We start from the raw sequence: 25,413 nt of genomic DNA on the forward strand, positions 1-25,413 counted from the left end.
GAAAGGGGCTGTGCGGCGATGAGGTACATCGAGCTTTCACCGGACTTGCCGGTTATCACGGATATGACCTCACGCGTGGAAGACCGGCTATGCACACTCCGTTGGCGTTGGCCGGACGGCCTGCAGGCCGTCTATGTCCACAAGGGCCCCGAGGTCGGCACTTATCCGGAGGATGGCAGCCATCCGCCCGGCGGTTTGAAGCTGTACACGCGTGAAGAATACAAGGCGAACGGCGGTTATCATGACCGGCTGGAAGACATCGGTCCGGTGGTCTACACCGTGTTCGCCCGTCTGACGGAGAACGGTGAGACACTGCTGGTCCGGCAGCGGGACGGCTTCAACCGGGCTTCCGTCAGTGCGGGCAAGGCGCTGATCTATTACGCGATTAACACCAAGCGGGGCTTGTTCCGCAAGGAACAAACCGTACATATGACGATTACGGCAGAAGTTCCCGTCGGCAGAGATGTGCTGTGCTATGTCAAAAAGCACGGCGGTTATCCGGCAGCGAAAGAGGATGGCATCCTCTTTCCGTTTGTGCAGGATTTCGCGCCAGGACGCAACGCCCTTCCGCCGATCGAGATCGGCAAGGACGATCGCATTCGCATCTTTTTTACCGACGGGCCGAAGTATGGCCGCTATTACGAACTGGTGCCGGAATGAAACAGGGTGCCTGCGGCGGCGGTACGTCCATGACGGCTCTGTGATGCACACAGGCGAAAGGTTGGCATGAAATCGCATGGCTGTGGGCAACGCCGGATGTTTATATTTTTACGAGAAACGCACCTGCGTCTTGACTAGACGCCGACACGCGTTTCTTCTTAGGAGGGTGAACCTATGTCTTTTTTCAGCCGCTTTTTGAAGAAAAACCAGCCGCAGCCGCGGCCGCTTTTTACGATATCGTATGCCCGTACTGCTTCAGCAAATTCGCCCCTTCGGAAGTGGCCTTTCGGGCCATGCACAGCCGGGAGGACGACGAAGATTACGCGCTCGGCGAAGATGACGAGCTCAATAAATACCGCGAGCAGTTCGGGCTCGACTCGGTGGACGATCTCGAAGCGATTATTCAGCCGTCCGACATTCCGGAGGAGCATCATCATTACACGGATCATGTGCTGACCGGCCTTACCGACCGCTACGGGGTGCTTACGCGCAGACGGCTGTGCCCTTACTGCCACAATGAGCTGCCGGTAACGGCGGGCAAGGTGCCGAGTAATATCATCTCCATTATCGGCGCTTCCCAGGTCGGCAAATCGGTCTACATGACCTCGCTCATCCACACGCTCCAGCATACGACCGCCGGCCATTTCGACGCCGCCTGTATGCCGCTGAACGCCGAAATCAGCCGGAAATTCCGCACGCTGTACGAGGACCCGCTGTTCGAGCGCGGCGATCTGCTGTCTTCGACCCAGAAGGAGAAGATGCAGGAGCCGTTTATTTTTCAATTCGTATTCAAAAATGAGGAGAAGCCGCCGCTGACACTCGTCTTCTTCGATGTTGCGGGCGAGGGCATGGTCGATCAGGACTACCTCGGGCTGCACGGCCAGCATATCAAAAATTCGGCGGGCATCCTGTTCATGGTCGATCCGCTGCAAATCCGCTCCATCCGCGAGAAAATCCGCATCAATATCGGCGACCGCCCCGGCGAATGGGTGTCGCAGTACGATGAGCCGCGTGACGTGGTGCTGACGCTGTTCGGCGATTTCATCGCCTATCAGGAGAAGAGCCGAACGGATATCCCGACCGCCGTCGTGCTGGCCAAAAGCGACATGCTCCACTCGCTGAAGGACGAGGACGGAGATTACATCAAGACGAACAGCAATGTATTCAACAACTACGTTCACCGCGGGACGCTGAATCTGGACGAGGTCGGCAATATCGACGGGGAGATCAGCCGTTTTATCGAGAAGGTGGACCGTCCGTTCAAGGATACGATGGATGTATATTTCTCCAATACCGCCTACTTCGCGGTTTCGGCGCTTGGCAGCAATCCTGTCGATCAAAAAATCGAGGGCGTCGTCAGCCCCGTTCGGGTGGATGAGCCGTTCCTGTGGCTGCTGCACAAGCTGAAGTTCATCGAGGGGAGCGATTAAACGGTGAGTATTCATTCGGAAGCCGGCGTCGCCCAGCAGATGTATACGCGTCAGCGGCGCGGTGTGTACCGCTCCACGGAGGGCTTTGACACGGTGGCGAAGTCGGAGAGCCTGGACAACAATTTCGTCAAAAAAATACTGCACCCCTTTTGCCTGTACGACGCTCCGGCGGAGCTGGCCGCAAAAGGCGAGAAGAACGAGTCTCTGTATCCGCCCGCGCTGCATCTGTTCCATCTGGAAAGCGGAGAGACTGTACTCGGTCAAAGCGTCTTCCAGGCTGCGGATTTCACGGGTCTGCGCAGCGCTTTTTTCACCCACAACTATGTTCTTCCCGCCCCTCGCGCTGAAGAAATCATTCGGGATTACGGCGGCTACCTGCATGCGGATTTTGCAAAAGGCTTCAGCGGAGAACCGGGCGAAGCCCTGCCGGAGCTGAGCGGCATCCCGGCTTCGCGCCGAAACCGTCCCCGCGCGGCGGACGTTCTGAAGTCGCTCGGCATTGACAGGGAAATGTTCAAAAGCCTGCTTCAGGCGATCATGCAGTCGATGTCCGGCAAAAAGAAAATTTATATATCCCTGAATGTCCCCGTGAGTGAGCTGTCGGCGAGGGCGGCCGACCTGACCGAGGTGCTGCTCGGCTGTCTCCCCTTCGAATTTCGGCGCAGACTCGGCGTTATCACCTATGCGAAAGAGCCCCAAAGCCGCAAGTACATCCACCTGACATTCGTGGAAACAGGCTCGCTGCGTCCCGGAGACCGTGCAACCGAGAAGGACTTTATTTTTGATCTGGCAGCAGGACGGACGCTGGGCGCTGATTTTCCGGCCTCGCCCCAGCCGTTCCTTGAGCTCGCTTGGGAACTGCTGCTGCGCGGGCAGGAGACTGCGGACGATTTTGCCGTGTTTGCCGACATGATGCTGGGAGGCGAGCCTGCGGAACGGAAGCTGTCGCTGGGGGCCTATAATGAGCTGGCCGTGTTTTACCGGATCGAGCAGGGGAACGAGGCTTTATACCGGGAGAACAAAAGTGCTGTGCTGAACGGGCTGCTGAGCTATCTTGGCGGAGAAGGGGCGCTGGAATCGAAAATCCGGCTGAACGACCTGTTTCTGGAGCGCTTCGACCGCGAATTCGACGCCGTCCGTCAGAAAGCCATACCGGAGCCGGCTGTTCTGGAAAGCTTCCGGGATTATTTTTCGCTGAAGGGCCATAATTACCGGACGCGGATTGTCGATTACTTTATCAACGGAATGCTGAACGCGCAGAATGCGGGCCGGGGGGACTCTCTGGAGGAGGCGTTCGGAGTGGTCGAGAGCGGCGGGGAGCTGGCTGCCGCCTTTTTCCGCAAGCTGCTGACGACCCCGGTCTTTGGACGCCTTCTGTTCCAGCCTTATGTGGAATCCCGGCTGGCATCCGCCGCGAACGCTGCGGACCTGCTGGAATTCGTGGCGGACTGGGATCGTTTTATGCCCGAAGCGCTCCGTCAACCGGCCGTCCATGACGCGCTGCTGGATTATTTGCCGGAGAAGCTGGAGCGCGAGCGTGATCCGGTGGGTGCTGTGGCTGCGATCCATGATTGCATTGAGCAAGCGGAGAAAGACCGCCGGCGAAGAGCCGGCATTCGCCCCGAAGCGCTGGCGCTCCAGAAGGAGCTGGCAGCAGCGGCGGACCGGTATTTGCTGGAGCGTCTTTCGCTTGACGATATTACGCAGGAGCAGCTGCTGGAGCTGTCGTTCGTTCGGTATTCCCTTGAAATGGGCGCATGGGACCCGCCGCTCGACCTGCACAGCAGACGGAAGGCGAATGTGCTGCGCACGGCGTACCGCTGGTTCGGCGAAGAGGACCCGGACGAGCATATATTCGACGGCCTGTCCCCGCAGGAAATGGACGATGTGCAGCTGTTGGGTCGGCGCTGGCTCAAGGAGAACCGGGGAACGGAGCCGTTTGCCCGCCTGCCGCTTGCCTTCTACCACAGCCGTGCCCGCGAGGGAGGGCCGCTGGAGTACGACGCGCTGCTGGAGCATCTCCGCCAGAAGGCGGATGGCGATAAGGAAGCGGTGTACCGCTTTCTGGCCTGGTCGCAGGACAATCCGCTGTTCGCCATTTCCTCCAAGAAGCTCCAGCCGGGCTACCGGCGGGCGATTTTGAAATATTTTGCGGGCCATGACCGTGAAGCGTTCAAGAGCCGCGATTTCCGTAAAAATCATATGGCCAAGGCCGGACCCGCGCTGCAAAGCGTATATGGCGCGGCCCGGTCGCAGCTGGCCTCGCCGCTGGCGCAGTGGGTACGCCGCCGCCGGTTTCAGCTGATGATCTTCGGCGCGGCCCTCATCGTTCTGCTGATCGCGGGAGTCCTTGCCACCCGTCTGCTGAAGGGAGGAGGAGACGAAGCGGTTCCGGCAGCCTCGCCGCAGCCTTCGCCTTCGCAGTCTGCGTCAGGCGTGAGTTATCTCGAAGCTGCGGCGTATCTTGTACATGGCGACGGTAAGGGCGGAAGCTCGCTGCTGTTCGCCTTCGCCTCCCAAGCCGCCTGCCAGGAGTTTAACCCGGCAGAGATTGAGGTGGATTCCGGGACCGGACAGGCTGAAGTATATAAAGTGGACGGCCTGACCCATAACTGCGAACTTCAGGTATCCGCTAGCCCTTCGGATTCCGGAGTCGAGGCGGGTGCCGGAGAAGCAGCCGATTCGGGAACGGTGGACGGAAGCGCCGGAACGGCCGGGAACGTAAGCGGCGGCATAGGCAATGCGGAAGCGGCGTCCGCCGATGAGAGCGAAGCCGCCGCGGAATCTTTGGCGGCTTCGGCCGTTCCGCCAGCCTCTCCCGGCGGGGACGTTCCCGCCGGTGCGCCTTCGCCGTCAGGAGAGCCGGATGCAGCGTCAATCGCTCCGGGTTCCCCGGCTCCGGCCTCACCCGGCGCAGGAACTTCCGGCCTTGCGCCTTACCAGGTGAAGGTGACGCTCGTTTCCTCTCCGGAGCTGACCGCCGGAAGCGCGGTCAAAGCCGAAGACTACACGCTGGTACTGATGGAAGATCCGCAGGCGGCCCCGTCCCCGGCTCCTTCCGCAAGCGCGAGTCCTCCGGCGGAATAACGTGTGATTTTCCCGTTTTAATTAATGGCCGAATGGCCTGCCATGTATGGACAACCTCTGCGATAACCGATATGATAAAGATTGTCAAAATTTAATATAGTCTTAAAAAAGGTGCGGGCCGATTACAAGCCTGCTTAAAAGGGAAGCCGGTTGGAATCCGGCGCGGTCCCGCCACTGTATATGCGGAGTAACCCTCTGAAATCATGCCACTGTTCACGTAAAGCGGGAAGGCGAGAGGGAAGCGATGAGGCATAAGCCAGGAGACCTGCCTTTTTTAGTCAAAGTTCGGTGTCCTTCGGGGGGTGAGGGCATCTGACATTTGCGTGCGGCTGATGCTGGGAATGGCTTACAGCATGGATTCCGGCTCATTTTTCCGAAAGACCGTCCCTCCGGGGGCGGTCTTTTCTTATTCGGAAGACTCCCACATTATTCAGGAGAGAAAGAGGTTGAAGAATGAAGAACAGGATTTCTTCCAGAATGTTTGCGCTGGGAATGGCATTATTGATGATTTTTTCATTATTGGGCGCGCCGTTTGCTCCGGCGGGGCAAGCGCTTGCCGAGGCTGCGGATTCGCAGACAACGGGTGCTGCCGATGCCGGGTACGCTGCGGATGCAGCTGCGGCTACCCCGTCTTCCCAGTCGATCGGTGTAACCGATGCCGTTTATTCCGCGGCCGAGTATATTATAAAGCAAGGCGTAGCCTCGGAATGGCAGGCAATCGGCTTGGCCCAAGCCGGGTACAAAGTGCCGAATTCCTACTCTGCCGCGCTTAACCAAACGGTAGAGAAGGCGAAAGGGATCTTTTCGGCCGTTACGGAATATGCAAGGTACGCTTTAGCGGCTAAAGCGATCGGAGAAGACCCGACCAATATTAAAGGATATAATCTGATTGAATCTATCTACAACAGCGGCGGAATTACCGGGCAAAGCCTGAACAACGCCGTCTACGGATTGATCGCGCTGGATTCCGGCAGCTATACGGTGCCGTCCGATGCGAAATGGACCCGTGACAAGCTGGTTCAGCACATTCTTTCCAGACAAAATGGCGACGGGGGATTTGCCCTCAATAGCGGAGGCTCCAGTGAGCCCGACCTTACGGCAATGGCTTTGGCCGCTCTGTCTCCTTACAAGGGCGATCCGGCTGTCGCCACCGCCGGGCAAAAAGCGGTACTATGGCTGTCCGCTCAGCAGAATACGACCCACGGAGGCTATGGAGAGAGCAGCGAAAGCGTCTCGCAGGCCATTATCGGCCTGACCGCATACGGCGTCGATCCGGCCGGTTCCGATTTCACCAAGAGCGGCAGCAATCTGATCAGCCGTCTGATGAGCTTCCGTACGGCAGACGGAGGCTTTGCCCACCTGCTGTCCGGCGGCAACGACGCTTTTGCCACGGAACAGGCGCTGCAGGCGCTTGCCGCATACAGCCTGTTCACGGGCGGCGGCGACAGTAATCTGTATGATTTTATTGCGAATCCGCCGGCCGTGCACCCGCTTGTCCAAGTGTCCGTAGCCATCGAAGGACCGACGGCTTCTTTGGGCGAGGGCAATGTGTACGGCAGCAGCGCTTTGGACGCGTTGAACAAGCTGGCGGAGACCAAGGGAATCTCGGTTGTCAATCCGAGCGGCAGTTACGTAACGGATATTGGCGGCATTCCGGCGGGGCTTTTTGGCAGCTTGTCCGGGTGGTCGTATGCGGTCAAGAGAGACGGCGAATGGGTTGCCATCGATGTCGGCATGAAAGATTTCGTCCTTAAGGATGGCGACAAGCTCGACATTTATTATGGGAACTATGGCGTCACTCAACTGATTGATTCCGTATCCTTCTCACCGCAGCAACCGAAGCAAGGAAAGGCGTTTGAGGTCAGCGTTATTCAAAAAACGTGGGTGTGGGACAACGAGACTTTCGCCTCGCATCCTGTAACCTCTCCGGCGGCAGGCGTCTCCGTCTCCATCGGCGGCAAAACGGCTGCTACGAACGACCAGGGTGTCGCGTCCTTTGGAACCGATCTGACGCCGGGAACACAGGCGCTTCAAATTACCGGCTACCAGGACGATGCCGCGCCGACTGTCGTGCGTTATACCGGGTCTGTTACGGTTCTGCCGAAGGAAGTGCCGGTGTCGTTGTCGGTAGAAGGGCCGCAGGGAACCATTATGGAAGGCTCCATAAGCGGGTCCGTTGCGCTTGAGGCTCTTCAAAGACTGGCCGATGCCGGTCATACGGCGCTGGATATTACACAATCCTCATACGGAAGCTTTATCAGCGGGATTGGCGGAATCAGCGGCGACATGAACAACTGGTGGTCGTTTGTCGTTCAGCGCGGGGGCAAGTGGATTTATCCAAGCGTCGGAATAGGCGACTTCGAACTTCAGGCTTCGGACAAGGTGCTTGTCTATTACGGCAGCTACTCGACCCAGGTTGTCCATTCTTTGGAGCTTTCGCCTTCACAGCCTCAGCCGGGGCAGGCTTTTACGATTAAAGTCACTCAAGTTCAATGGGTGTGGAATAACGAAACTTACAGCTCCGACCCTGTCACTTCACCCGCTTCCGGCGTGAAGGTAAGTATCGGAGGTCAGACGGAGGCAACGAATGACCAGGGCATCGCTTCGTTCAGCGGCCTATCGGCGGGCAGCTATGCAATCGAAGTGACCGGTTATCAGGCGGGTGGTGCGCCAAGCGTGGTGCGATATATGCAGCAGACAGCCGTTTCCGCACCGCCGGCGGTTTCCACGGCAACCCTTTCCGTTGTCGGCGACAGCGTGAAAGGAACGATTCTTCCAAGCACCTCCGTCGCTCTCAGCGCGGGGGACAGTCCGTACAGTCTTCTTCTCCGCAAGTTGGGCGGCAAAGTAGAATCGCGGACAACTTCGGGAGGCGTGTACGTCTACTCGATCGACGGTCTGGCCGAATTTGACCGGGGCGCCGAGAGCGGCTGGAAATATTTTGTCAATGGAAGCGAACCGTCTGTCAGTGCCGATAAGTATGTGCTTAAAGACGGGGACGAGGTGCTGTGGAAGTATGTGTCCTCTTCGTCGGAAACATCGACCGGCGCGGCTTCTGGCACAGAAAATCCGGCAGCTTCCGGCGTGTCGATTACTCCCGCAAATACGCTGCCGCTGAATCAGGTTGGTGCGACAACAGCGGTCAGCGGCACTCCGATGACGGCGGAGAAATCCGCCGAACTGGCCAAGACTCTGGCAGCGAACAGCGTATCCTTTGCCCAGCTCGCTACATCGGCGGGAACCGCCTTGAAGGATGCGGCCGGCGAGGTGCAGCTGCAAATTCCAGCGGGCGCGGTAGAAGGTATCGCCTTTACCATCGGTGTGCAGGAGCAGCCTTCATCCCGGCCTGAGCTGGTATCCGGCTTGTACGAGTTCACGCCAAACGGAACGAAATTTGCCAAACCTACGGATCTCTCCATCCAAATTCCAGTAGGGGCGCGCAATCCGCAAAATCTGGCGCTGGCCTGGCTGGATGAAAAGACCGATCAATGGATTCCGGTTCCGGCCGTGCTGGATCTGTCGACGGGAACCATTACCGGCAAGGTGAGCCATTTTACCAAATACGCTGTAGTTGACCGAAGTAAATGGGAGGCTGCAGGAAGTGGAGTGAAAGCAGATATTTCTGCAGCGGCAAAATGGATCCTGTCAGCGGGCGAGCTTAGCGATTGGCAGGCCTTCGGCTTGGTCCGTTCCGGCAATGCATTGCCGGCAGGCTATCTGGAAAGCGTGCTGAAGCAAATTTCGGAGAGCAAGGGCGAATTCCGCAAGGTGACCGATTACGAGCGGCTGGCGCTGTCAGTGGCCGCAGCCGGTGGGAATCCGAGAAATGCGGCGGGATATGACCTGATCGCCAAGATCTATAATAACGAGGGCCTGACGAAGCAGGGCAGCAATGGACCGATCTTTGCGCTCCTGACGCTGGACAGCGGGAACTATTCCGTACCGGTAAATGCGCCATGGACCCAAGCCAAGCTGGTGAAGTGGATATTGGATATCCAGAACACGGACGGAGGCTTCCCGCTGGCAGATGGCGGAGAGAGCAATGTAGATCTTACCGCAATGGCTGTCGCCGCGCTGTCCGCGCACAAGGAGGAAACCGGTGTACAGACAGCCCTCGATAAAGCGGTGGCCTGGCTGTCGGCGCAGCAGCTTGAAGACGGCGGCTATAAGCTGTCCGGTGAAGAGAACAGCGAAAGCGTGTCGCAGGTTATCATCGCCCTTTCCTCCGCAGGTATTGGACCGGCTGATGCCCGGTTTGTCAAAGCGAAGGGAAGCCTGCTGGGCAATCTGGCAACGTTCAAGCGCAGCGACGGCGGCTATGCGCATACCCTGAATGGCGAGAGCAGCGGGCTGGCGACCGAGCAGGCACTGCTTGCCCTGACGGCATACGATCTTTATATGAACGGAAAAGGCAAGCTGTATAGCTTAGCCGCGGCCCCGGCGACAGCCGCCGCCATATTCGCCGACGAGAAACAAATCTCGGCATGGGCGCTGTCTTCGGTGCATGAAGCCTATGACCAGAAGCTTATGGAAGGCGTAGGGGGAGCGGTTCCGTCGTTCGCGCCGAAATCGGCGATCACCCGGGCGCAGTTCGCGGCTCTGCTTGTAAGGCTAACCGGCAATACGCCTGCCGATGCTTCGGCCGTTTCCGGATTTGACGACGTCAAGTCCGATTCATGGTATTATGGATATGTTCTGAAAGCGAAAGAGCTTGGCGTAATCGGCGGGGTAACGGCAACCACGTTCAAGCCGAACCAACCTGTCAGCCGTCAGGATATGGCGGTAATGATCGCTAGAGCTTACAAACTGTCGCCTTCGTCCAAAACATCCTTCAAGGATGGAGCCGCAATCGGCAGCTACGCGATTGACGCCGTAAACGCGGTAACGGAGAAGGGGTATATGACCGGCTTTGGCGGGTCGTTTGATCCGGCTGCCGCCGTAACGCGGGAGATGGCGGCCGTTGTGGCAGTCAGACTGCCTTAGCATTCTGCCTGGATCGTGTACTTGAGCGGCAGCACGCAGCTATTGTCCAGGGAGTTGGCTGCCTCGCGCTCGATCCGCAGCGTTGCTCGATCCGCAGGGTAAGAAAAGGGCCCGATCTCAGGTAAACCGATGATACAAGCAGGAAAATATCCCCTTTATTTTTGCTAAAAGGATGTTTACGGTTAATCGAACTGGAAAAACTCCGGTTAATCGGCCGGTTTTCCTTTGTTTCGGGCTAAATCGCCGGATTTAGATGGAGATTTTCCCGTTTGTTTTTGCCGGAGGCCCTTTTACTGATGGATAAGCGGGAGAAATTCCGTCTCGCAATTTCTGAATGTAATCATACAAGCTTTAATACAATGAACGGGGGCGCTCTGCTGCCCTCGTTCTTTCCCTTTACACGGAGGTGTTCCCATCTTGATGTCAATCCGAAAAGCGGGCGCCGGTTCCCTAGCGCCCCTTCTGCTTGCAGCCGCGCTGCTGCTGTCCGGCTGCGCGCCGGACCGTGACGAGGCGGCGGTAACGAGCCCGCCGCCAAGCGCCGCCGGCACGGGCACCGGCGGCGGCGCAGCCCCGGCTTCGGCGCCGCCCGAAGCCGCCAAGGGCACGCCCGGCGCGAGCCCGGCGCCGGGGACTGCGGCAGCGGCTGATGCGTCCGCCGCTGCGCCCAACACGGCCGGGCCTGCCGCCGACGCGGCCCGGCCAACATCTCCCGGCGCTTCGCAGCCGCCGGGAGACCGCGCCGCCGCCGCGCCGGAGGCGGCGGGCAAGACAGCCGGGGCCGCTTCGCCCGCCCCGGCGTCCACAGGCGCGCAGCCGCCCGCCAAGGCGGCTGCTCCGCCAGCTTCGGCTGCGCCGCCTGCGGCCGTGAAACCGGCCGCCCCGGCGCAGCCGAAGCCTACGGCGACGGCGGCCAGCCCGTCGCCTTCATCCGGCGGCGACCGGCCCGCCGCCGAGCAAGCCGCCGTCACAATGTCCATTGTCGGCGACAACGAGCTTGGAACCGTTCTGCCGCCGACCCCGGTAGAGGTGGAGGAGGGCGACAGCGCGCTGGATGTGCTGAAGCGGGTCACCCGCCAGCACAAAATCCAGATGGAGTACCGAGGAGCGAAAGCCGTCGGTTACGTGGAAGGCATCGCCAACCTGTACGAGATGGACCGGGGCGCCGAGAGCGGCTGGATGTACCGGGTGAACGGCAAGTTCCCGAGCGAAAGCGCCGGAGCTTACGGGCTGAAGCCGGGAGATACGGTTGAATGGCTGTATACGCTTGATATGGGCAAGGATCTGGGAGCCTCAAGGTGAACGGCTTCCGGTCCATGCATCCGTCGGTGGCCGTAGTCTATTACGCCGGGCTGCTGCTGTTCACGCTGCTGCTGTTCCATCCGGTGTTCCTGCTGACCGAAATCGGGGCCCTTCTCGGCCTGATGCTGCTCCAGGGACAGGGACGGCGGATAGCGGGGAGCCTGGCTTTTTGCCTGATCGTCGCCATTCCCGCAGCATTGCTGAACCCGCTTTTTTCGCATAGGGGAGCCGTTATCCTGTTTTATTTCATGGATCAGCCGATTACGCTGGAAGCCGTGCTGTACGGGCTGATGATGATGGTTGTGCTGATTTCGGTTTTTGTTATCTTTCTTTCGTACAACTATACAGTAACGCCGGATAAATTCATGTACCTGTTCGCGTCCGCGGCTCCCAAAAGCGCCCTGATAACGCTCATGACGCTCCGCTTCGTTCCGCTGTTTCAGCGACGGCTTCGCCGGATTGCACTGATTCAGGGCGCGCGCGGAGTGTCGGTCCGCGAAGGCAGCCTGCGCTCTCGTATGTCGGACGGCATGACGCTGCTAAAGACACTGCTGACCTGGTCGCTGGAGGAAGCGCTGCAGACCGCCGACTCCATGAAAGCGCGCGGGTACGGCATAAGCCGCCGAACCTCTTATGCGGTGTACAGGCTGGATCGGCGCGATATTCGCGTCCTGGCCGGGCTTGGAGCGGGCGGGCTGGGTACCCTGTGGGGCTGGTTTCAGGGATACGGCATGCTGATGCTGTATCCCCGGATGAAGCCGCCGGTATTTACCTGGCAGGAAGCGGCGATGTACGCCGCCTTTTGTCTGTTCGCAGCGCTTCCCCTCTGGGTGGAAGGAAAGGAGAAATGGTTATGGAGATACTCCGCGCACAGGAGCTGTCCTTCCGCTATCCAGGGGAAGAAAGGCCTTCACTGGACGGGATATCGTTCACAATAAAAGAGGGCGAATTCGTTGTCCTCTGCGGTCCCTCGGGAAGCGGCAAAACGACGCTTCTGCGGCATTTGAAGCGGGAGCTGACCCCGGTGGGGGGCGGCAGCGGTACGATTTATTACAGAGGCTCAGAGCTGCCGCTGCTGCCGCCGGAGACCGCGGCCGGGGAAATCGGCATGGTCTTCCAGAATCCGGAGGCGCAGATCGTGATGGAGACGGTATGGCAGGAGCTTGCTTTTTCCATGGAAAATCTGGGTCTTTCCCCGTCCGTCATGCGTGGCAGGCTTGCGGAGATGGCCGGGCTGTTCGGGCTGGAGCCGCTGTTGTACAAGCCGGTGCATGAGCTGTCCGGCGGACAGAAGCAGCTCGTCAATCTGGCTTCCGTCCTGCTGCTGCATCCCCGGCTGCTGCTGTTGGACGAGCCGACCTCGCAGCTTGACCCGATAGCGGCCCGCGAGTTCATTTATCTGCTCCGCCGTCTGAATGAGGAGCTGTCGATGACGGTCATTATAAGCGAGCACCGGCTGGAAGAAGCGCTGCCGCTGGCGGACCGCGTGCTGGTGATGGAGAACGGCAGAATTGCGGCGGACGGAAGCCCCCGCGAAATCGTGCGCGCCGCGGGGAGCGGGCTTGGAGAAGGGCATTATGCCTATTTGCCTGCAGCTTCGCGTTTGTTTCTGGCCCTGTCAGCCTCCCCGGCCGCCGCGCTGACGGATATAATTCCCCTGACCGTGCGGGAAGGCAAACGCTGGCTGGAGTCGGCTGTCGAAGAAGCGCAATCGGCGTCCCCGGTCTCTGCGGAGGGGGCCATTCCGAGCGCTGGCCCCCGGGAGAAGAATGCGGCCGGTCCAGCTCGGATAGACCTGACCCGACTGGGCGGGAGCGGTAAAGGCAACACGATTGAGGGAGCGCGGCTCTGGGAGAACGGGGGCGTCGGATCTTCATTTTCACGATCCGGCTCCGGAGCATTCGCGCGGGAGCCGCAGCCGTCACGCGCCCAGGAGACGCTGCTCGAATGCAGGGAGGTAACATTCCGTTACGAGAAAGACGGGCCCGAGATATTGAAGAAACTCGATTTCTCGCTGTACCGGGGGGAGCTTACCGCTATCCTTGGCGGAAACGGTGCGGGCAAGTCCACGCTGCTGCAGCTGATGGCCGGTCTGCTGAAGCCGCAGCGGGGCCGGATGGCGCTCACGAAAGGCGTCACCGCCGGCTATCTGGCGCAAAATCCGCTGCTGTATTTCAGCCATGACACAGTGTCGGAAGAACTGCGGCATATGGCGAAGTACGCGGGCCTGCCCGCCTCGGAGGGCGAGCGGGAGATTGCCTCGCTGGCGGACGCTTTCGGCCTCGAAGGCGTGCTCGCCAGCCATCCGCATGACATCAGCGGCGGCGAGCAGCAGAAAACGGCGCTGGCGATGGTGCTGCTGCTGCGGCCGGATATTCTGCTGCTGGATGAGCCGACCAAAGGGCTGGACCCTGGCACCAAGGAGCATTTGGCAGAACTGCTGAGAGCGCTGGCGGAGGCTGGGAAAAGCGTAACGTTCGTTACGCATGACGTCGAGTTTGCAGCGCGCTACGCTTCCCGCTGCGCTATGTTATTTGACGGAAGCATGGCGGCGGAAGGGCAGCCGGAGGCTTTTTTCGGCGCGAATTATTTCTATACGACAGCCGTTAACCGGATGGTCCGCGATCGGCTGCCGCAAGCATTGACCGTAGAGGATGTGATGTCACAATGGTACGATTTCGTTTCCCGGTCCTGATTGCGTTTGGCCTGTTTATAGGCGCGCTTGCGCTGTCCTCCGCGCTCAAGGACCGCCACTATCTGCTGCTGAGTCTGGTGCTGCTCTGCGCCGCGCTGCTTCCGCTGTTTCTAAGGCTGGAACGCCGGAAGCTTGAGCCAAGAGAGCTGGTCTTGCTAGCCGTTCTTGCCGCGCTTGCCGCCGTCAGCCGGATTCCGTTCGCCGCGCTGCCGAGCGTCAAGCCGGTGTCGGCCATTGTTATTTTGTCGGCGTATGTATTTGGAGCGGAAGCGGGCTTTCTGATCGGGGCGGTTGCGGCTCTCGTCTCCAATCTGTATTTCGGACAGGGGCCGTGGACGCCGTGGCAGATGTTTGCCTGGGGGATGGTCGGGCTTACCGCCGGCTGGCTGCGCAACACGCGCTGGATGAGGACAAGACCCGGGCTGCTGCTGTTTGGCTTTATATGGGGCTTTTTATTCGGATGGATCATGAATATTTGGCACCTGATTGGCCTGCCCGACGCTTTCAGCTGGGGACTTATTGCGACTGTATATGCCGCCAGTTTTTATTTCGATCTGGCGCATGCGCTGTCCAATGTCGTCTTTCTGTCCATTTTGGCGGGAGGCTGGATTAAGGTGCTTGAGCGTTTTCGCAAAAAATACGGGCTGCTGCGTTAAAGAACGGCTAACGTGTCATGACAAGCCGGCGGATTGTTAATCTGCCCGGCTTTTTTGTTGTAATTTGTCGATTATCGTTTCAAATCATTCAATTTGCAAAGGAGTTTTGCCGATAAACAATTGTATATGTAAAAAGTCACCCGGAGAGTGAGGATCATAATGAAAAATTTGAAATTGAAGTACAAAATGGGACTTATTATGCTTATCGTCCTGTTTGCACTGATCAGTGTGGGAGTTGTGGGGATAGTTACCGGGCAGCAACTGGCGGATCGTTCCAAAGCAATGTATAAGGAGAACCTCCTGCCTGTTCTATGGTCCGCCCAAATCCGAATCAACAACGGTTTGATCGAATCCGATTTATTGGAGCTTATGATGACCAACAACGTGGCAAGCAATGCGAAGCTCGCCGAGGATGTTGAATCGAAGAAGGCGAGTAACGATGCCCTATCTAAGAAACTGCTTCAAGTTTCTTTTGGTACGGCCGAAGCCTTGAATAAGCTGAAAGAATACGAATCGCTGCTTCCGGAATACCGGAGCCAAAGAGAGCGGATTATTACGCTGGCTAAGGCTAACCGCAAAGCTGAGGCGTATGCCCTTTTTTCCGGAGATTTCAGCACTCTGCGCAGCAAGATGGTAAATCTGCTCGGCAATGCCGGAAGTCTTCTTCAACAGGATGCGGAGAAGCAGTACGCTGACGCAATGGCAAAAGCCCAGAGCACACGGAACCTGAATATTGTCCTGATTATTGTCTTTACTCTTCTCACCCAACTGGGCGCCTTCTTTATCGTCCGCATGATTACCAAGCCTTTGGCCATACTGCGCGAGAGCATGGGAAGAGCGGAGCAGGGAGACCTGACGGCGGCTGCGGCGTACAGCTCCAAGGACGAAATCGGTCAAATCACCGGCTCGTTTAACGGCATGCTGGCGAGCCTGCGCCGTATGATGCAGAGCGTGTCGGAGAGTGCGGAGACCTTGTCCGCTTCTTCCGAGGAAATGAGCGCCAGCGCCGATCAGACCTCGCTGGCTTCCAATTTGATTGCTTCCACCGCTTCAGAATTGGCCGCAGGGTTCGAAACGCAGATATACAGTTTGGCCGAGACGAACGCTTCCATTCAGGCGATGGCGGAGGATATCTCATCGGTGGAGAGCGGCAGCGGGCAGATGTCGGCCCTGATGGCGAAGGCGGCGGATTCTGCCGACCACGGGGCGGACAAGGTCACCCAAATTGCGGAGCAAATGACGCAGATCAACGCCAACATGACTGAAACGCAGAAAATTATCGCTTCATTGGCCGAATTGTCAGGAGAAATCAGCGACATTATTACGACGATTAACGGAATTGCGGGGCAGACGAATCTGCTGTCGCTCAATGCTTCCATTGAAGCCGCCAGAGCCGGGGAGGTTGGACGAGGCTTTGCCGTCGTGGCGGGAGAGATCAGGAAGCTGTCCGAAGAGACGGCCAAGAGCTCGCTTCACATTACCGGCATTATTACGCAAATTCAGCAGCAGACCGGAGAAGCCGTGGAATCCATGTCCCACGGGGCCAAGCTTGCGACAGAGGGCGTGGCCGGAAGCGGCGAAATTTCCGAGGCATTCTCTGATATCGTAGCTTCCATCCAGGATGCCATCCGGCAGACCGAAACGATCAGTAAATCTGTAAAGCATGTTTCCGAAGAATCCGGAGATTTGGTCGCCGTTATGGAAATGGTGAACGACATTTCGCAAAAAGGCGGAGCGGGCGTCGAGGATGTCAGCGCGTCAAGCCAGGAGCAGATGTCGGCGATGGAAGAGATGTCGAGTTCAGCCCGTTATCTGGCTTCGCTTGCGGAGGAACTGCAGAAGAATCTTGCCGGGTTCAAGCTGTAAGGCCGCAGGGGCATCCAGCTTACAAATAAAAAAGGGGCTGTTCCCAAAAGTCATCGCTGGATGACTTAGGGATGGCTCCATTTGACGTCCCAGTCGGGAGCCAGCCCTTACGGGCTGCCTTAAGGAACGACTAAGCGGAATTCCTCCGTTAAATTAGCAGGATAACAGGCTGATATCCGAATTATAAGGGAAAACCTCCAGCTAATTGGGGCGTTTAATCGACCGAACGGGCGGAATCCGTGAATTAGATGGAGTTTTTCCAGTTAATCCGTTCAACCGCCCGATTTCTCATGAATTAGATGGAGTTTTTCCCTCTCCATCCGCCAATTGACCAACGGGGCTTCTCATCCCCGTACGCAAAAAAAAGGGGCCCTCCCAAAAGTCATCCTGGATGACTTAGGGATGGCCCCTTTTTGCGATGCTTCGCGCAGCTTTGATTTGCCGCAGGGCATCAAAATACGCGAAGCGAACAAAAAAGCGTCCCGGCCGCCGCAGCAGCCAAAGACGCTTTTTCCAAAATATAAGACTTTTATAAGCTTCGCGCCTATCGTTTGGTCTTATATTTCTTCTTGTAAACCGATATTTAACTGTACCAGCCCCAGACGAAGATGTAGAGCGTGCCGAAGATGGTGACAAGACCAACGAACAGCGCGTAGGCGATGTTGATGTACAGCTCTTTTTTCGTGTCGGCCGATTCCCCGATGTGCATGAACAGGAACAACTGCAGGGAAGCCTGAATCAGAGCGGTAACGGCCAGTATAACGATGTTCGCGGTATGGGAGAAATCTCCGTAAATAACCAACAGCGCCGCGGCGGAAAGGACCAGAGAGGCAATATAGCCGATTACATGGCGAATGGGAAACAGCTGCTTCATCATGTCACATCAGTCCTTTCAGGTAGACGAAGCTGAAGATGAAAATCCAGACAACGTCCAGGAAGTGCCAGTACAGCGAGAAGATGAACGATTTGTTGGCTGTAGCCGGGTTAATCCCTTCCCGCATGAGCTGGATCATAATCGCGGAGCCCCACAGGAAACCGAAGGTTACGTGGGCGCCGTGAGTGCCTAGCAGTACGAACAGACTGGAGAGGAACGCGCTCGTCTGAAGCGTCGCGCCGTCATGTACATAGGTCACAAATTCTGAAATCTCGATGCCGAGGAAGCCGAGGCCCATCAGCAGCGTAATGCCGAAGAAGACGAGCATGGCTCTCTTGTATTGATGGCGCATGGCGTGAACGGCCAGACCGATTGTAAAGGAACTGGTGAGCAGCAGGAATGTCTCGGCCAGCAGCGGGCTGACTTCGAACAGCTCGCTTCCGCTCGGACCTTCCCCGAAACGGTTCACCAGAACGAAGAATACGGTAAACAGTGTGGCGAACAGCGCGATCTCCGCTCCCAGAAAGATCCAGAAGCCGAAGATGCGGTTCCTGTTCTCTTGCGTGCTGTATTCAAGCGGTTTGGAGGTATCTACTTTCATACCGTTCCACCCCCCAATTTCTTTTCTGTCTTGATCACTTTGTCAGCCGGAATGTAAAAGCCGTGATCCCGGTCGAATGACATCGCCGCCAGCACAATCAGGACGCCGAAGCCGGCAACAATCGCCGGAATCCACATGCTGAATACCAGGAAGAATCCGAGGAAGAAGAAGACAACCCCAAGGACAAACGGCTTGCCGGTATTGCTCGGCATATGAATCTTCGTAATCTTGTCTTCGAACAGCGGCTGCTTGTCATACTTCATGGCCCATAACGGATCGCGCGATTTAACATTCGGAACAACCGCGAAGTTGTATTCCGGGATTGGGCTCTTGGTCGCCCATTCGAGCGTGCGGGCATCCCACGGATCGCCGCTCTCGTCGCGCGGCATATAGCGTGTGCTCCAGTAAATGTTATAAACGAGAATGACGAAGCCGATAGCGAGGCCGAGCGCGCCGGCGAATGAGATCATGTTAAGCGGGCCGAAGCCCGTTTCGGCGGAATAGGTGTACATCCGGCGCGTCATGCCCATGAGTCCGAGAATGAACAGCGGGAAGAACGCCACATTAAAGGAAATGATAATCCACCAGAAAGCATGCTTGCCCAGACGTTCGTTTAGGCGGAAGCCGAATACTTTGGGGAACCAGTAGTGGAAGCCCGCGATAACGGCGAATACGGCGCCCGGAATCAGAACATAGTGAAAATGCGCCACAAGGAACATGGTGTTATGGTACTGATAGTCGGCGCTGGCCATGGCCAGCATAACGCCGGTAACGCCGCCGATAGTGAAGATCGGAATGAAAGCCAGAGAATACAGCATCGGCGTTGTGAAGCTGATCCGCCCTTTTCGGAGGGTGAACAGCCAGTTAAAGATTTTGACGCCTGTCGGCACGGCAATGGCCATCGTCGAAATCGAGAAGAAGCTGTTGACCATGACGCCTTGACCCATCGTATAGAAGTGATGCGCCCATACAACGAAGGACAGTAAGGAGATGATCAGCATACTGGCGACCATCGAAGTGTATCCGTACAGATTTTTCCTGGAAAAGGTCGCGATGATTTCACTGTAAATACCGAAGGCCGGCAAAATAACGATATATACTTCCGGATGTCCCCATACCCAGAACAGGTTGGCCCAGAGCATATCCATGCCGCCGTTCGCCATCGTAAAGAACTGGGAGCCGAACAGACGGTCGAACATCATCAGCGCCAGCGCCACGGTCAGCACCGGAAACGCGAAGACGATGATTACGTTCGTAATCAGCACGGACCAGGTGAACATTGGCATGCGCATCAGCTTCATACCCGGAGCGCGCATCTTCAGAATCGTCACGATAAAGTTGACGCCTGTCATCAGTGTGCCGATACCGGAAATCTGCAGCGCCAGCGAATAGTAGTTGTTGCCCACGGTCGGGCTGAATTCCAGACTCGCCAGCGGGAAATACGCGGACCAGCCGGCGTCGGGAGACCCGCCGATGACAAACGAGATATTAAGCAGCATGGCTCCGAAGAAGAAGAGCCAGAAGCTGACCGCGTTCAGGCGCGGGAAGGCGACGTCCCGGGCGCCAATCTGCAGCGGGACGACGACGTTCATAAGGCCGATAATAAACGGCATAGCCATGAACAGAATCATAATCAGTCCATGGGTCGTAAAGACCTCATTGTAATGCTGCGCGTCCAGAAATTTCATTTCCGGGGCGGCGGTCTGCAGACGCATCATCAAAGCGTCGATGCCTCCGCGGAACAGCATGAGCAGCGCGGCCAGAATGTACATAACGCCAATCCGCTTGTGATCAACGGTCGTCAGCCATTCCCGCCACAGCCAGCCCCATTTTTTAAAAACGGTTAACCCGACTACAATCCCGATCGAGGCGAGAGCGATGCTGATCATCGCTCCGTAGATCAGGGGTTCGCCGTGAACCTTGAATTTTTCTATATCAAAATTCATTGGGAGGACTCCTTTCAGTTGTTCAAGTAAGTCTGGAATTAGTTGCTCTGGTGCGTGTGTTCATCCGCCGGCGAGCTGGGCAGAGGAGAGTTGAGTTCAGAATCCGGCTTGCTGTTGAATTCCGTCTGTTTCTCCGGAGCGGGAGAAGGATGAACGTCCTTGTTATCCTGGTGCTCCATGTTGCCGTTGTCCATTTCCATATTGCTGTGGTCCATATCCATATGCTCGCTGTGCTCTCCCGGAGGAGGGCTGAAGGCCAGATGCGTGGACGAGAACGTTTCTTGCCCGACATGGGCCGTTGCCAGCAGCGATTTGAATTTGTCTTCGGTCAGCTGCGGAGCGGTTTCCTTGACGTCTTTTATCCAATTGTCATAGTCTTCGGCGCTCATTGATCTCGCTGTGAACTCCATTTGGGCATAGCCTTTGCCGCTGAAGTTCGTGTTTCTTCCGAGAAAATCGCCTTGGGATTCCGCGACAAGATTCAGATAGGTCGTCATATCGCTCATCGCGTATTTTTGTCCGGCGAGCTGCGGAATCCAGAAGCTTGTAATCGGTCCGAAGGAATACAATCTGAACTCTACCGGGCGATTAACGGGGAAGTTCACATAGTTTACCGTTTCAATGCCTTCCTCCGGATAGCTGAAATGCCATTTCCAATTGGAGGACGAAGCGTAAATGACCATCGGTTTCTGATCCTTGTAATCTGCGGGAACATTCTCCACCGCATTCGTCGTCTTCACGGTTACGACCGAAAGGAAGGCGACGATGATGATCGGAATCGTGATCCAAGTGACTTCCAGCCATTTATTTCCTTCTTCATGCGGAGGAATATACCCTTCGTTGCTTTTTTTTGCGCGGTACTTCACCAGCATGATAATGTAGAGAATGTAGACCACGGCCAAGACGCCGAGCATCGTCAGAATGGACAGGATGATCGTGTCGGACAGCGTTTTTGCCGCAGGCCCCTTCGGATTCAGAACGGTGAGCGAACTGCATCCGGGCAGCAGCAGGAAAAGGCTGAAAAACAATGCGTATAAAGGCCCTTTTTTGTTCATGGTGAACTCCTTTCCTTAAATACTGGTTTTCATTAACCGGAAAACATTAACCTCTATCTATATTAGAAATTCCTTAAGGGGAATGCAAAATGCACAATATAGTTTATATTCCATATAAATCCTATAAAATGGCGATTTGTTTAATTTTCTGTGTAAAAACTGTTACAAAAATCGAGATAATATGATATAGATCACTGTCGTTACGCTGTTTTGCGCTGGATTTTAATTGTTCGAAAATTGTTCATGAATTAAAGATTGTTGCTAAGTTTGTCACAAATAATTTGCTCTTGCGCACAGCTTTTAGTGCCGGTGGTAACAAGTTTTTTGCCTGATGGTTACATTCTCTCAAATTCGTTTGATTCTATTTATGTTAAGGTTTAGAGAGAACTGAACTACATAGGATAGGAGACTTGCCGCCTTGCCGATCAAAAAACTGTTGTTATGCGCTATTATATTTATCATCGCATTGGGAACGGGGCCGGGAGCGCTTGCCGCAGGAAGCGGCGAAATAAAGCTTGGAGTCAATGACAGCGTTACGGATATCCGCGCCGTGTCCGTGGAGTATACCTTTTATGTGCCGGTGCGCGAGCTTGCGGAGAAGCTGAAGCTGAGCCTTTCGGGCACACCGGAGGATTTGAGTCTTGCCGGCGGCGCCGGAAGTCTCAAAATCTTGAAAGAGGGCAAGGGGATCATGGAAGACGGGACGGAAATAAGCCTGGGCACCTTTACAAGCGGCGGTAAGCTGATGGTGCCCCTGAAAATCGTTCCGCTGTTCGGCTATTCTGTATCTTATAAGCCCGATCAGCATTTGCTGCGGATTACGGACGGTACGCAGTCGCTCGATGACGATGCGTTTGCCGCGAAGTTTAAAAACGAGCTTGCGCCGGAAGAGCCGGCCCAGCCTGCTCCAAGCCCGTCCCCGGCCGTGCCGGATTCTTCCGTGCCAGCCCCGAATTCTACCAAGCCGGGAACGCAGGGAAAGATCGTTTATTTGACCTTCGACGACGGACCGTCGGCGACGACCGGGCAGCTGCTCGATATTTTGGAGAAGCACGGCGCAAAGGCGACCTTTTTCATGCTGGGACCGAACATCGGGCGTTATCCGGGTCAGGTGAAGCGCATGGTTAAATCGGAGCAGGGCCTCGGCCTGCATGGCATAACCCATATGAAGAGCAAGTTTTACGCTTCGCCGCCTGCCGCGCTTAAAGAAATGAACCAGGACAATGCAGATCTGGGGGCGGTCTCCGGTCAGTCCACCAAGCTGATTCGCACGCCTTACGGCAGTAAGCCGTATTTTACGAAAGCCTTCAGAGATAAAGTGCTGGGCAGCGGCTATCGTCTCTGGGACTGGAACGTCGATTCCCTGGACTGGAAATATGGGAGCGCCGGCGATTCGATCTATAACAATGTGGTCAGTCAGGTCAGCAAGCTGGACAAGTGCGGCGTCGCGCCCGTCATTCTGATGCACGATCAGAAGACGACGCTCAAGGTGCTGCCCCGTATTTTGGATTATCTCCAAATGAAAGGCTATCAATACGAAATCATCACATCCGATCTTAAGCCGGTGAATTTCTGGCATGATACGCGGTGATTGATATGCGGCGCCCCGTCTACAGGAGCATCCGCTGCCGGCAAATCAGATAAGCCGTTAAAAAAGCGTCCCGAAGAACCCAGTGCGGTTCAGAAGGACGCTTTTTTTGGGAAATAAGAAGCGTGGGCTGCTCTTATTCGCCAAACAGATAGTGGACCAGCATATCGACCAGCTCCGCCTTGATGCGGTTGGCCGAAATGCCTCCGCCGGAGAATACGATGCGGTCCACAACGCTGCTGACCGATTCGAAGACAACAACGGCGGCGGCTTCCAGGTCAGAGGCGCGCAGCTCATGCTCGCTCAGCTTTAGAAACTCCAGCGTTTTCCGGCGGCCTAGGTCGTATTGGCTTTCCATGACCTCTTTAATCACCTCATCGGATAGCTGCAGAAGGGAGAGCTCCCGATGAAAGCTGATATAGGGGGCGTGCGATTGGATAAGGCTGTCGATCATATGCGAGATGATCACCCGTTTGTCCGACGGATGGGTGCCAAGCTGCGCTACCGTGGAATCGACATGGGCCTGCATCGCTTCGCTGTGAATTTTGAGCACATCAAGAAACACGTCGCGCTTGTCCGTGAAATAAGAATAAAAGCTCCCTGTCGAAACCCTTGCGGCCGCGGCGATCTGTTTGGTGTTCGTCCGGTGGTAGCCTTTCTCGGAAAAAAGCTTGGCTGCCGCTTGAACAATTGCATCCTTGGTCTTGATGCTCCGGTCCTGCCGGGGTGTTCTTGTTTTGTCCGCTATTTGTTCTTCAGTTTCGTTCACGCGCAAACCCTCCTTAATCAAGATTGTAAGGAAGCCGAAATAGAGTGTCAAACGAAAATTGAACTTTAGTTCAGTTTTTTCATTGACAAACATGAACTAAAGTTCATATAATCTGAACGCGAACTATAGTTCATATTTATGGAGGGGTTGCGGGTGAGCGAAAAAATGAAGAGGGTTTTTGCGTTTACGGCAATCGTGCTGGGTTTTTTTATGGCGCTGCTGGATACGACGATCGTCAATATCGCCCTGCCGGAAATGACAAAGCATTTCGGGGGCGACGTTGCGGGGATTTCGTGGGTAATGAACGGTTATAATTTGGCCTTCGCCGTCTTTATTTTGACGGCTTCCCGGCTTGCGGACCAGTTCGGGCGCAAAAAGGTGTTTCTTATCGGCATCGTTCTGTTCACCGTCTCGTCGCTGCTCGCCGGATTTGCGTCAAGTCTCAGCGTATTGATTGCGCTGAGGGTTATACAGGGTCTGGCGGGCGCGATCATCGTGCCGGTGACGATTCCGCTGACGACCTCGACGTTTCCGAAGGAGCTGCACGGCGCGATTATCGGGATATGGGGAGCCGTTTCGGGTCTGGCCGCGGCCAGCGGGCCGGCGCTCGGGGGAGTGCTGATGGAGAAGCTGAGCTGGGAGTGGATCTTTTTTGTCAATGTGCCGCTCGGCGTGCTGAGCGTGATTCTGACGCTAGTGTTCATTGGGGAATCGAAGGATGTCTCCGCGGGGCGGAGAGTGGATTTTGCGGGCACACTGTTCATCACCGGGAGCATGTTCTGTTTCGTTTACGGCTTAATTCGGGTCGGTGATTGGGGCTGGACTTCTTCCGCCATTCTGCTGCTCTTCGCGTCCGGTCTTCTTTTTCTGCTTCTCTTTCTCTATATGGAGCGTAAATGCGCGGAACCGATGCTTCCGCTGGAGCTGCTGAAGATCAAAACCTTCAACGGAGCGGCGTTAACCCTGCTGATTGTCGGTGCGGGGCTGATGAATATTTCGCTGCTGACCTCCTTTTTTCTAATGCGCATCATGGGTATGAGCGATTTGAAGGCAGGATTGATCCTATCGATGATGGCCCTTGGCTCGACATTGACCTCGGCCGTTTCCGGGCCGCTGTCCGGGAAGTACGGAAGCCGATGGTTCGCCGCTGCTGGCATTGTGGTGATTGCGGCCGCCACTTATTCCCTCGGAGGACTGTCGGCTTCTTCGCCGGTGAGCGGAATTCTGCTGCGTTTAGCTGCGGCCGGCATCGGTGTTGGCCTAACGATGGCTCCGGTCATGTCGTCTGCGGTGCGCAATGTGCCCGAGGAGAAGGTTGGCATCTCCTCGGGTGTCATCAATATGACCAAGGCGCTCGGCTGCGTGCTCGGCGTGGCCATCATCGTCACTGCGCTCCAGCAGAATCTTGATGATCAGGCGGCCGCCGCCCGCAGCAGCGCCGTACAGATGATCCGGGACGATGGCCGGCTGCTGCCGCCCGTCAAGGAAGCCTTGGCGGCGTCGCTGCAAAGCGCCGGTTCCGGAGGCGCAGTCGGCACGGCTTCGCCCCCTTCGCCGGAAAGCGCGGCGGCGGCAGTCGGCTCGCAGCTTCGGGCTGCCGCTTCCAAGCTTGCGCCTGCGCCTCGCGCGGCGCTTGAGCAAGCTGCGCCCGCCCAGATTCGCGAAACGGAAGAGCTGGTGGGCCGGATTGGCGGCGAAATGAAGGAGGCGGCTGTGAAGGGATTCAGCCGCACCTTTGCTCTCGCCGGCCTTCTGCTGCTTCCCGGCGTTGTATTTGCCCTGATGAGCGACCGGTCCCCGCGCCGCAGCGGAAGAGAAATTCCGGCTGCGGAGAAAGGCACGCTTCTCTAAATTGGCGCGACCCCGTCGCATCAACCGCTATTGCCGTTCCTGTGGAGATG

Annotated in this window: 15 protein-coding genes, 1 pseudogene and 1 riboswitch; of the genes and pseudogenes, 11 read left to right on the plus strand and 5 right to left on the minus strand. The window is 56.6% G+C overall.

Annotation, left to right across the window (positions count from 1 at the left end; translation table 11 throughout):
- Positions 1 to 18 precede the first annotated feature (18 nt).
- The 9 genes and pseudogenes from PUR_RS05045 (at position 19) to PUR_RS05085 (ending at position 16,679) form a co-directional block, all read left to right on the plus strand.
- The gene (locus tag PUR_RS05045) at positions 19 to 660 is read left to right on the plus strand and encodes a beta-mannanase (RefSeq protein ID WP_179034297.1); all 642 of its coding nucleotides are present in this window, start codon (positions 19 to 21) and stop codon (positions 658 to 660) included.
- A 174-nt stretch (positions 661 to 834) separates the two neighbouring features.
- A pseudogene (locus PUR_RS05050) lies at positions 835 to 2,090 on the plus strand (hypothetical protein).
- A gap of 3 nt (positions 2,091 to 2,093) precedes the next feature.
- On the plus strand, positions 2,094 to 5,177 hold the full coding sequence (locus tag PUR_RS05055; RefSeq protein ID WP_179034298.1) for a GAP1-N2 domain-containing protein: 3,084 nt from the start codon (positions 2,094 to 2,096) through the stop codon (positions 5,175 to 5,177).
- A 92-nt stretch (positions 5,178 to 5,269) separates the two neighbouring features.
- Positions 5,270 to 5,464, plus strand: a riboswitch (cobalamin riboswitch).
- Between the two features lie 166 nt (positions 5,465 to 5,630).
- The gene (locus PUR_RS05060) at positions 5,631 to 10,160 is read left to right on the plus strand and encodes an S-layer homology domain-containing protein (RefSeq protein WP_179034299.1); all 4,530 of its coding nucleotides are present in this window, start codon (positions 5,631 to 5,633) and stop codon (positions 10,158 to 10,160) included.
- 420 nt (positions 10,161 to 10,580) lie between these two features.
- Positions 10,581 to 11,462, plus strand: coding sequence for a DUF4430 domain-containing protein (locus PUR_RS25935; protein WP_232101725.1), 882 nt, complete (start codon positions 10,581 to 10,583; stop codon positions 11,460 to 11,462).
- Complete coding sequence (locus PUR_RS05070) at positions 11,459 to 12,400, plus strand: energy-coupling factor transporter transmembrane component T (protein WP_179034300.1); 942 nt, start codon at positions 11,459 to 11,461, stop codon at positions 12,398 to 12,400. The genes PUR_RS25935 and PUR_RS05070 overlap by 4 nt, the downstream gene beginning before the upstream one ends.
- Entirely contained in the window at positions 12,316 to 14,157 is a 1,842-nt protein-coding gene (locus PUR_RS05075; protein ID WP_179034301.1) for an ABC transporter ATP-binding protein, read from the plus strand. The genes PUR_RS05070 and PUR_RS05075 overlap by 85 nt, the downstream gene beginning before the upstream one ends.
- Positions 14,130 to 14,813, plus strand: coding sequence for an ECF transporter S component (locus PUR_RS05080; protein ID WP_179034302.1), 684 nt, complete (start codon positions 14,130 to 14,132; stop codon positions 14,811 to 14,813). Before PUR_RS05075 ends, PUR_RS05080 begins: the two co-directional genes overlap by 28 nt.
- A gap of 159 nt (positions 14,814 to 14,972) precedes the next feature.
- A complete protein-coding gene (locus PUR_RS05085) occupies positions 14,973 to 16,679 on the plus strand; it encodes a methyl-accepting chemotaxis protein (RefSeq protein WP_179034303.1) in 1,707 nt (568 codons plus the stop codon).
- A gap of 583 nt (positions 16,680 to 17,262) precedes the next feature.
- Here the strand turns inward: PUR_RS05085 and qoxD are convergent.
- Genes qoxD through qoxA form a run of 4 tightly spaced genes read right to left on the minus strand, consistent with a single transcriptional unit; the run spans position 17,263 to position 21,155 of the window.
- Positions 17,263 to 17,556, minus strand: coding sequence for a cytochrome aa3 quinol oxidase subunit IV (gene qoxD / locus PUR_RS05090; RefSeq protein ID WP_179034304.1), 294 nt, complete (start codon positions 17,554 to 17,556; stop codon positions 17,263 to 17,265).
- 1 nt (position 17,557) lies between these two features.
- Positions 17,558 to 18,154, minus strand: a complete 597-nt coding sequence (gene qoxC, locus PUR_RS05095; RefSeq protein ID WP_179034305.1) for a cytochrome aa3 quinol oxidase subunit III — start codon at positions 18,152 to 18,154, stop codon at positions 17,558 to 17,560.
- Complete coding sequence (qoxB, locus tag PUR_RS05100; RefSeq protein ID WP_179034306.1) at positions 18,151 to 20,100, minus strand: cytochrome aa3 quinol oxidase subunit I; 1,950 nt, start codon at positions 20,098 to 20,100, stop codon at positions 18,151 to 18,153. The genes qoxC and qoxB overlap by 4 nt, the downstream gene beginning before the upstream one ends.
- 38 nt (positions 20,101 to 20,138) lie before the next feature.
- Positions 20,139 to 21,155, minus strand: a complete 1,017-nt coding sequence (gene qoxA, locus PUR_RS05105; RefSeq protein ID WP_179034307.1) for a cytochrome aa3 quinol oxidase subunit II — start codon at positions 21,153 to 21,155, stop codon at positions 20,139 to 20,141.
- Between the two features lie 418 nt (positions 21,156 to 21,573).
- Here qoxA and PUR_RS05110 point away from each other — a divergent pair, with 418 nt between their 5' ends.
- Positions 21,574 to 22,746: a polysaccharide deacetylase family protein gene (locus tag PUR_RS05110; RefSeq protein ID WP_179034308.1), complete on the plus strand. Its 1,173-nt coding sequence runs from the start codon at positions 21,574 to 21,576 to the stop codon at positions 22,744 to 22,746.
- Positions 22,747 to 22,879: 133 nt separating this feature from the next.
- On the opposite strand, the gene PUR_RS05115 is transcribed toward PUR_RS05110, so the two are convergent.
- On the minus strand, positions 22,880 to 23,512 hold the full coding sequence (locus PUR_RS05115) for a TetR/AcrR family transcriptional regulator (protein WP_232101726.1): 633 nt from the start codon (positions 23,510 to 23,512) through the stop codon (positions 22,880 to 22,882).
- Between the two features lie 153 nt (positions 23,513 to 23,665).
- Here PUR_RS05115 and PUR_RS05120 point away from each other — a divergent pair, with 153 nt between their 5' ends.
- Positions 23,666 to 25,363, plus strand: a complete 1,698-nt coding sequence (locus PUR_RS05120) for an MFS transporter (protein WP_179034310.1) — start codon at positions 23,666 to 23,668, stop codon at positions 25,361 to 25,363.
- The last annotated feature ends 50 nt before the right edge of the window (positions 25,364 to 25,413 follow it).

Origin of the sequence: Paenibacillus sp. URB8-2, from assembly GCF_013393385.1 — a bacterium.
In the GTDB taxonomy this organism is placed as follows: Bacteria; Bacillota; Bacilli; order Paenibacillales; family Paenibacillaceae; genus Paenibacillus_AQ.

What these genes read in the sequence shown, in the direction of transcription:
- PUR_RS05045 (WP_179034297.1), top strand. Translation starts at nt 19, where the DNA reads ATGAGGTACATCGAGCTTTCACCGGACTTGCCGGTTATCACGGATATG.
- PUR_RS05060 (WP_179034299.1), top strand. Translation starts at nt 5,631, where the DNA reads ATGAAGAACAGGATTTCTTCCAGAATGTTTGCGCTGGGAATGGCATTA.
- PUR_RS25935 (WP_232101725.1), top strand. Translation starts at nt 10,581, where the DNA reads ATGTCAATCCGAAAAGCGGGCGCCGGTTCCCTAGCGCCCCTTCTGCTT.
- PUR_RS05075 (WP_179034301.1), top strand. Translation starts at nt 12,316, where the DNA reads ATGGAGATACTCCGCGCACAGGAGCTGTCCTTCCGCTATCCAGGGGAA.
- PUR_RS05080 (WP_179034302.1), top strand. Translation starts at nt 14,130, where the DNA reads ATGGTACGATTTCGTTTCCCGGTCCTGATTGCGTTTGGCCTGTTTATA.
- PUR_RS05085 (WP_179034303.1), top strand. Translation starts at nt 14,973, where the DNA reads ATGAAAAATTTGAAATTGAAGTACAAAATGGGACTTATTATGCTTATC.
- qoxD (WP_179034304.1), bottom strand. Translation starts at nt 17,556, where the DNA reads ATGATGAAGCAGCTGTTTCCCATTCGCCATGTAATCGGCTATATTGCC.
- qoxC (WP_179034305.1), bottom strand. Translation starts at nt 18,154, where the DNA reads ATGAAAGTAGATACCTCCAAACCGCTTGAATACAGCACGCAAGAGAAC.
- qoxB (WP_179034306.1), bottom strand. Translation starts at nt 20,100, where the DNA reads ATGAATTTTGATATAGAAAAATTCAAGGTTCACGGCGAACCCCTGATC.
- qoxA (WP_179034307.1), bottom strand. Translation starts at nt 21,155, where the DNA reads ATGAACAAAAAAGGGCCTTTATACGCATTGTTTTTCAGCCTTTTCCTG.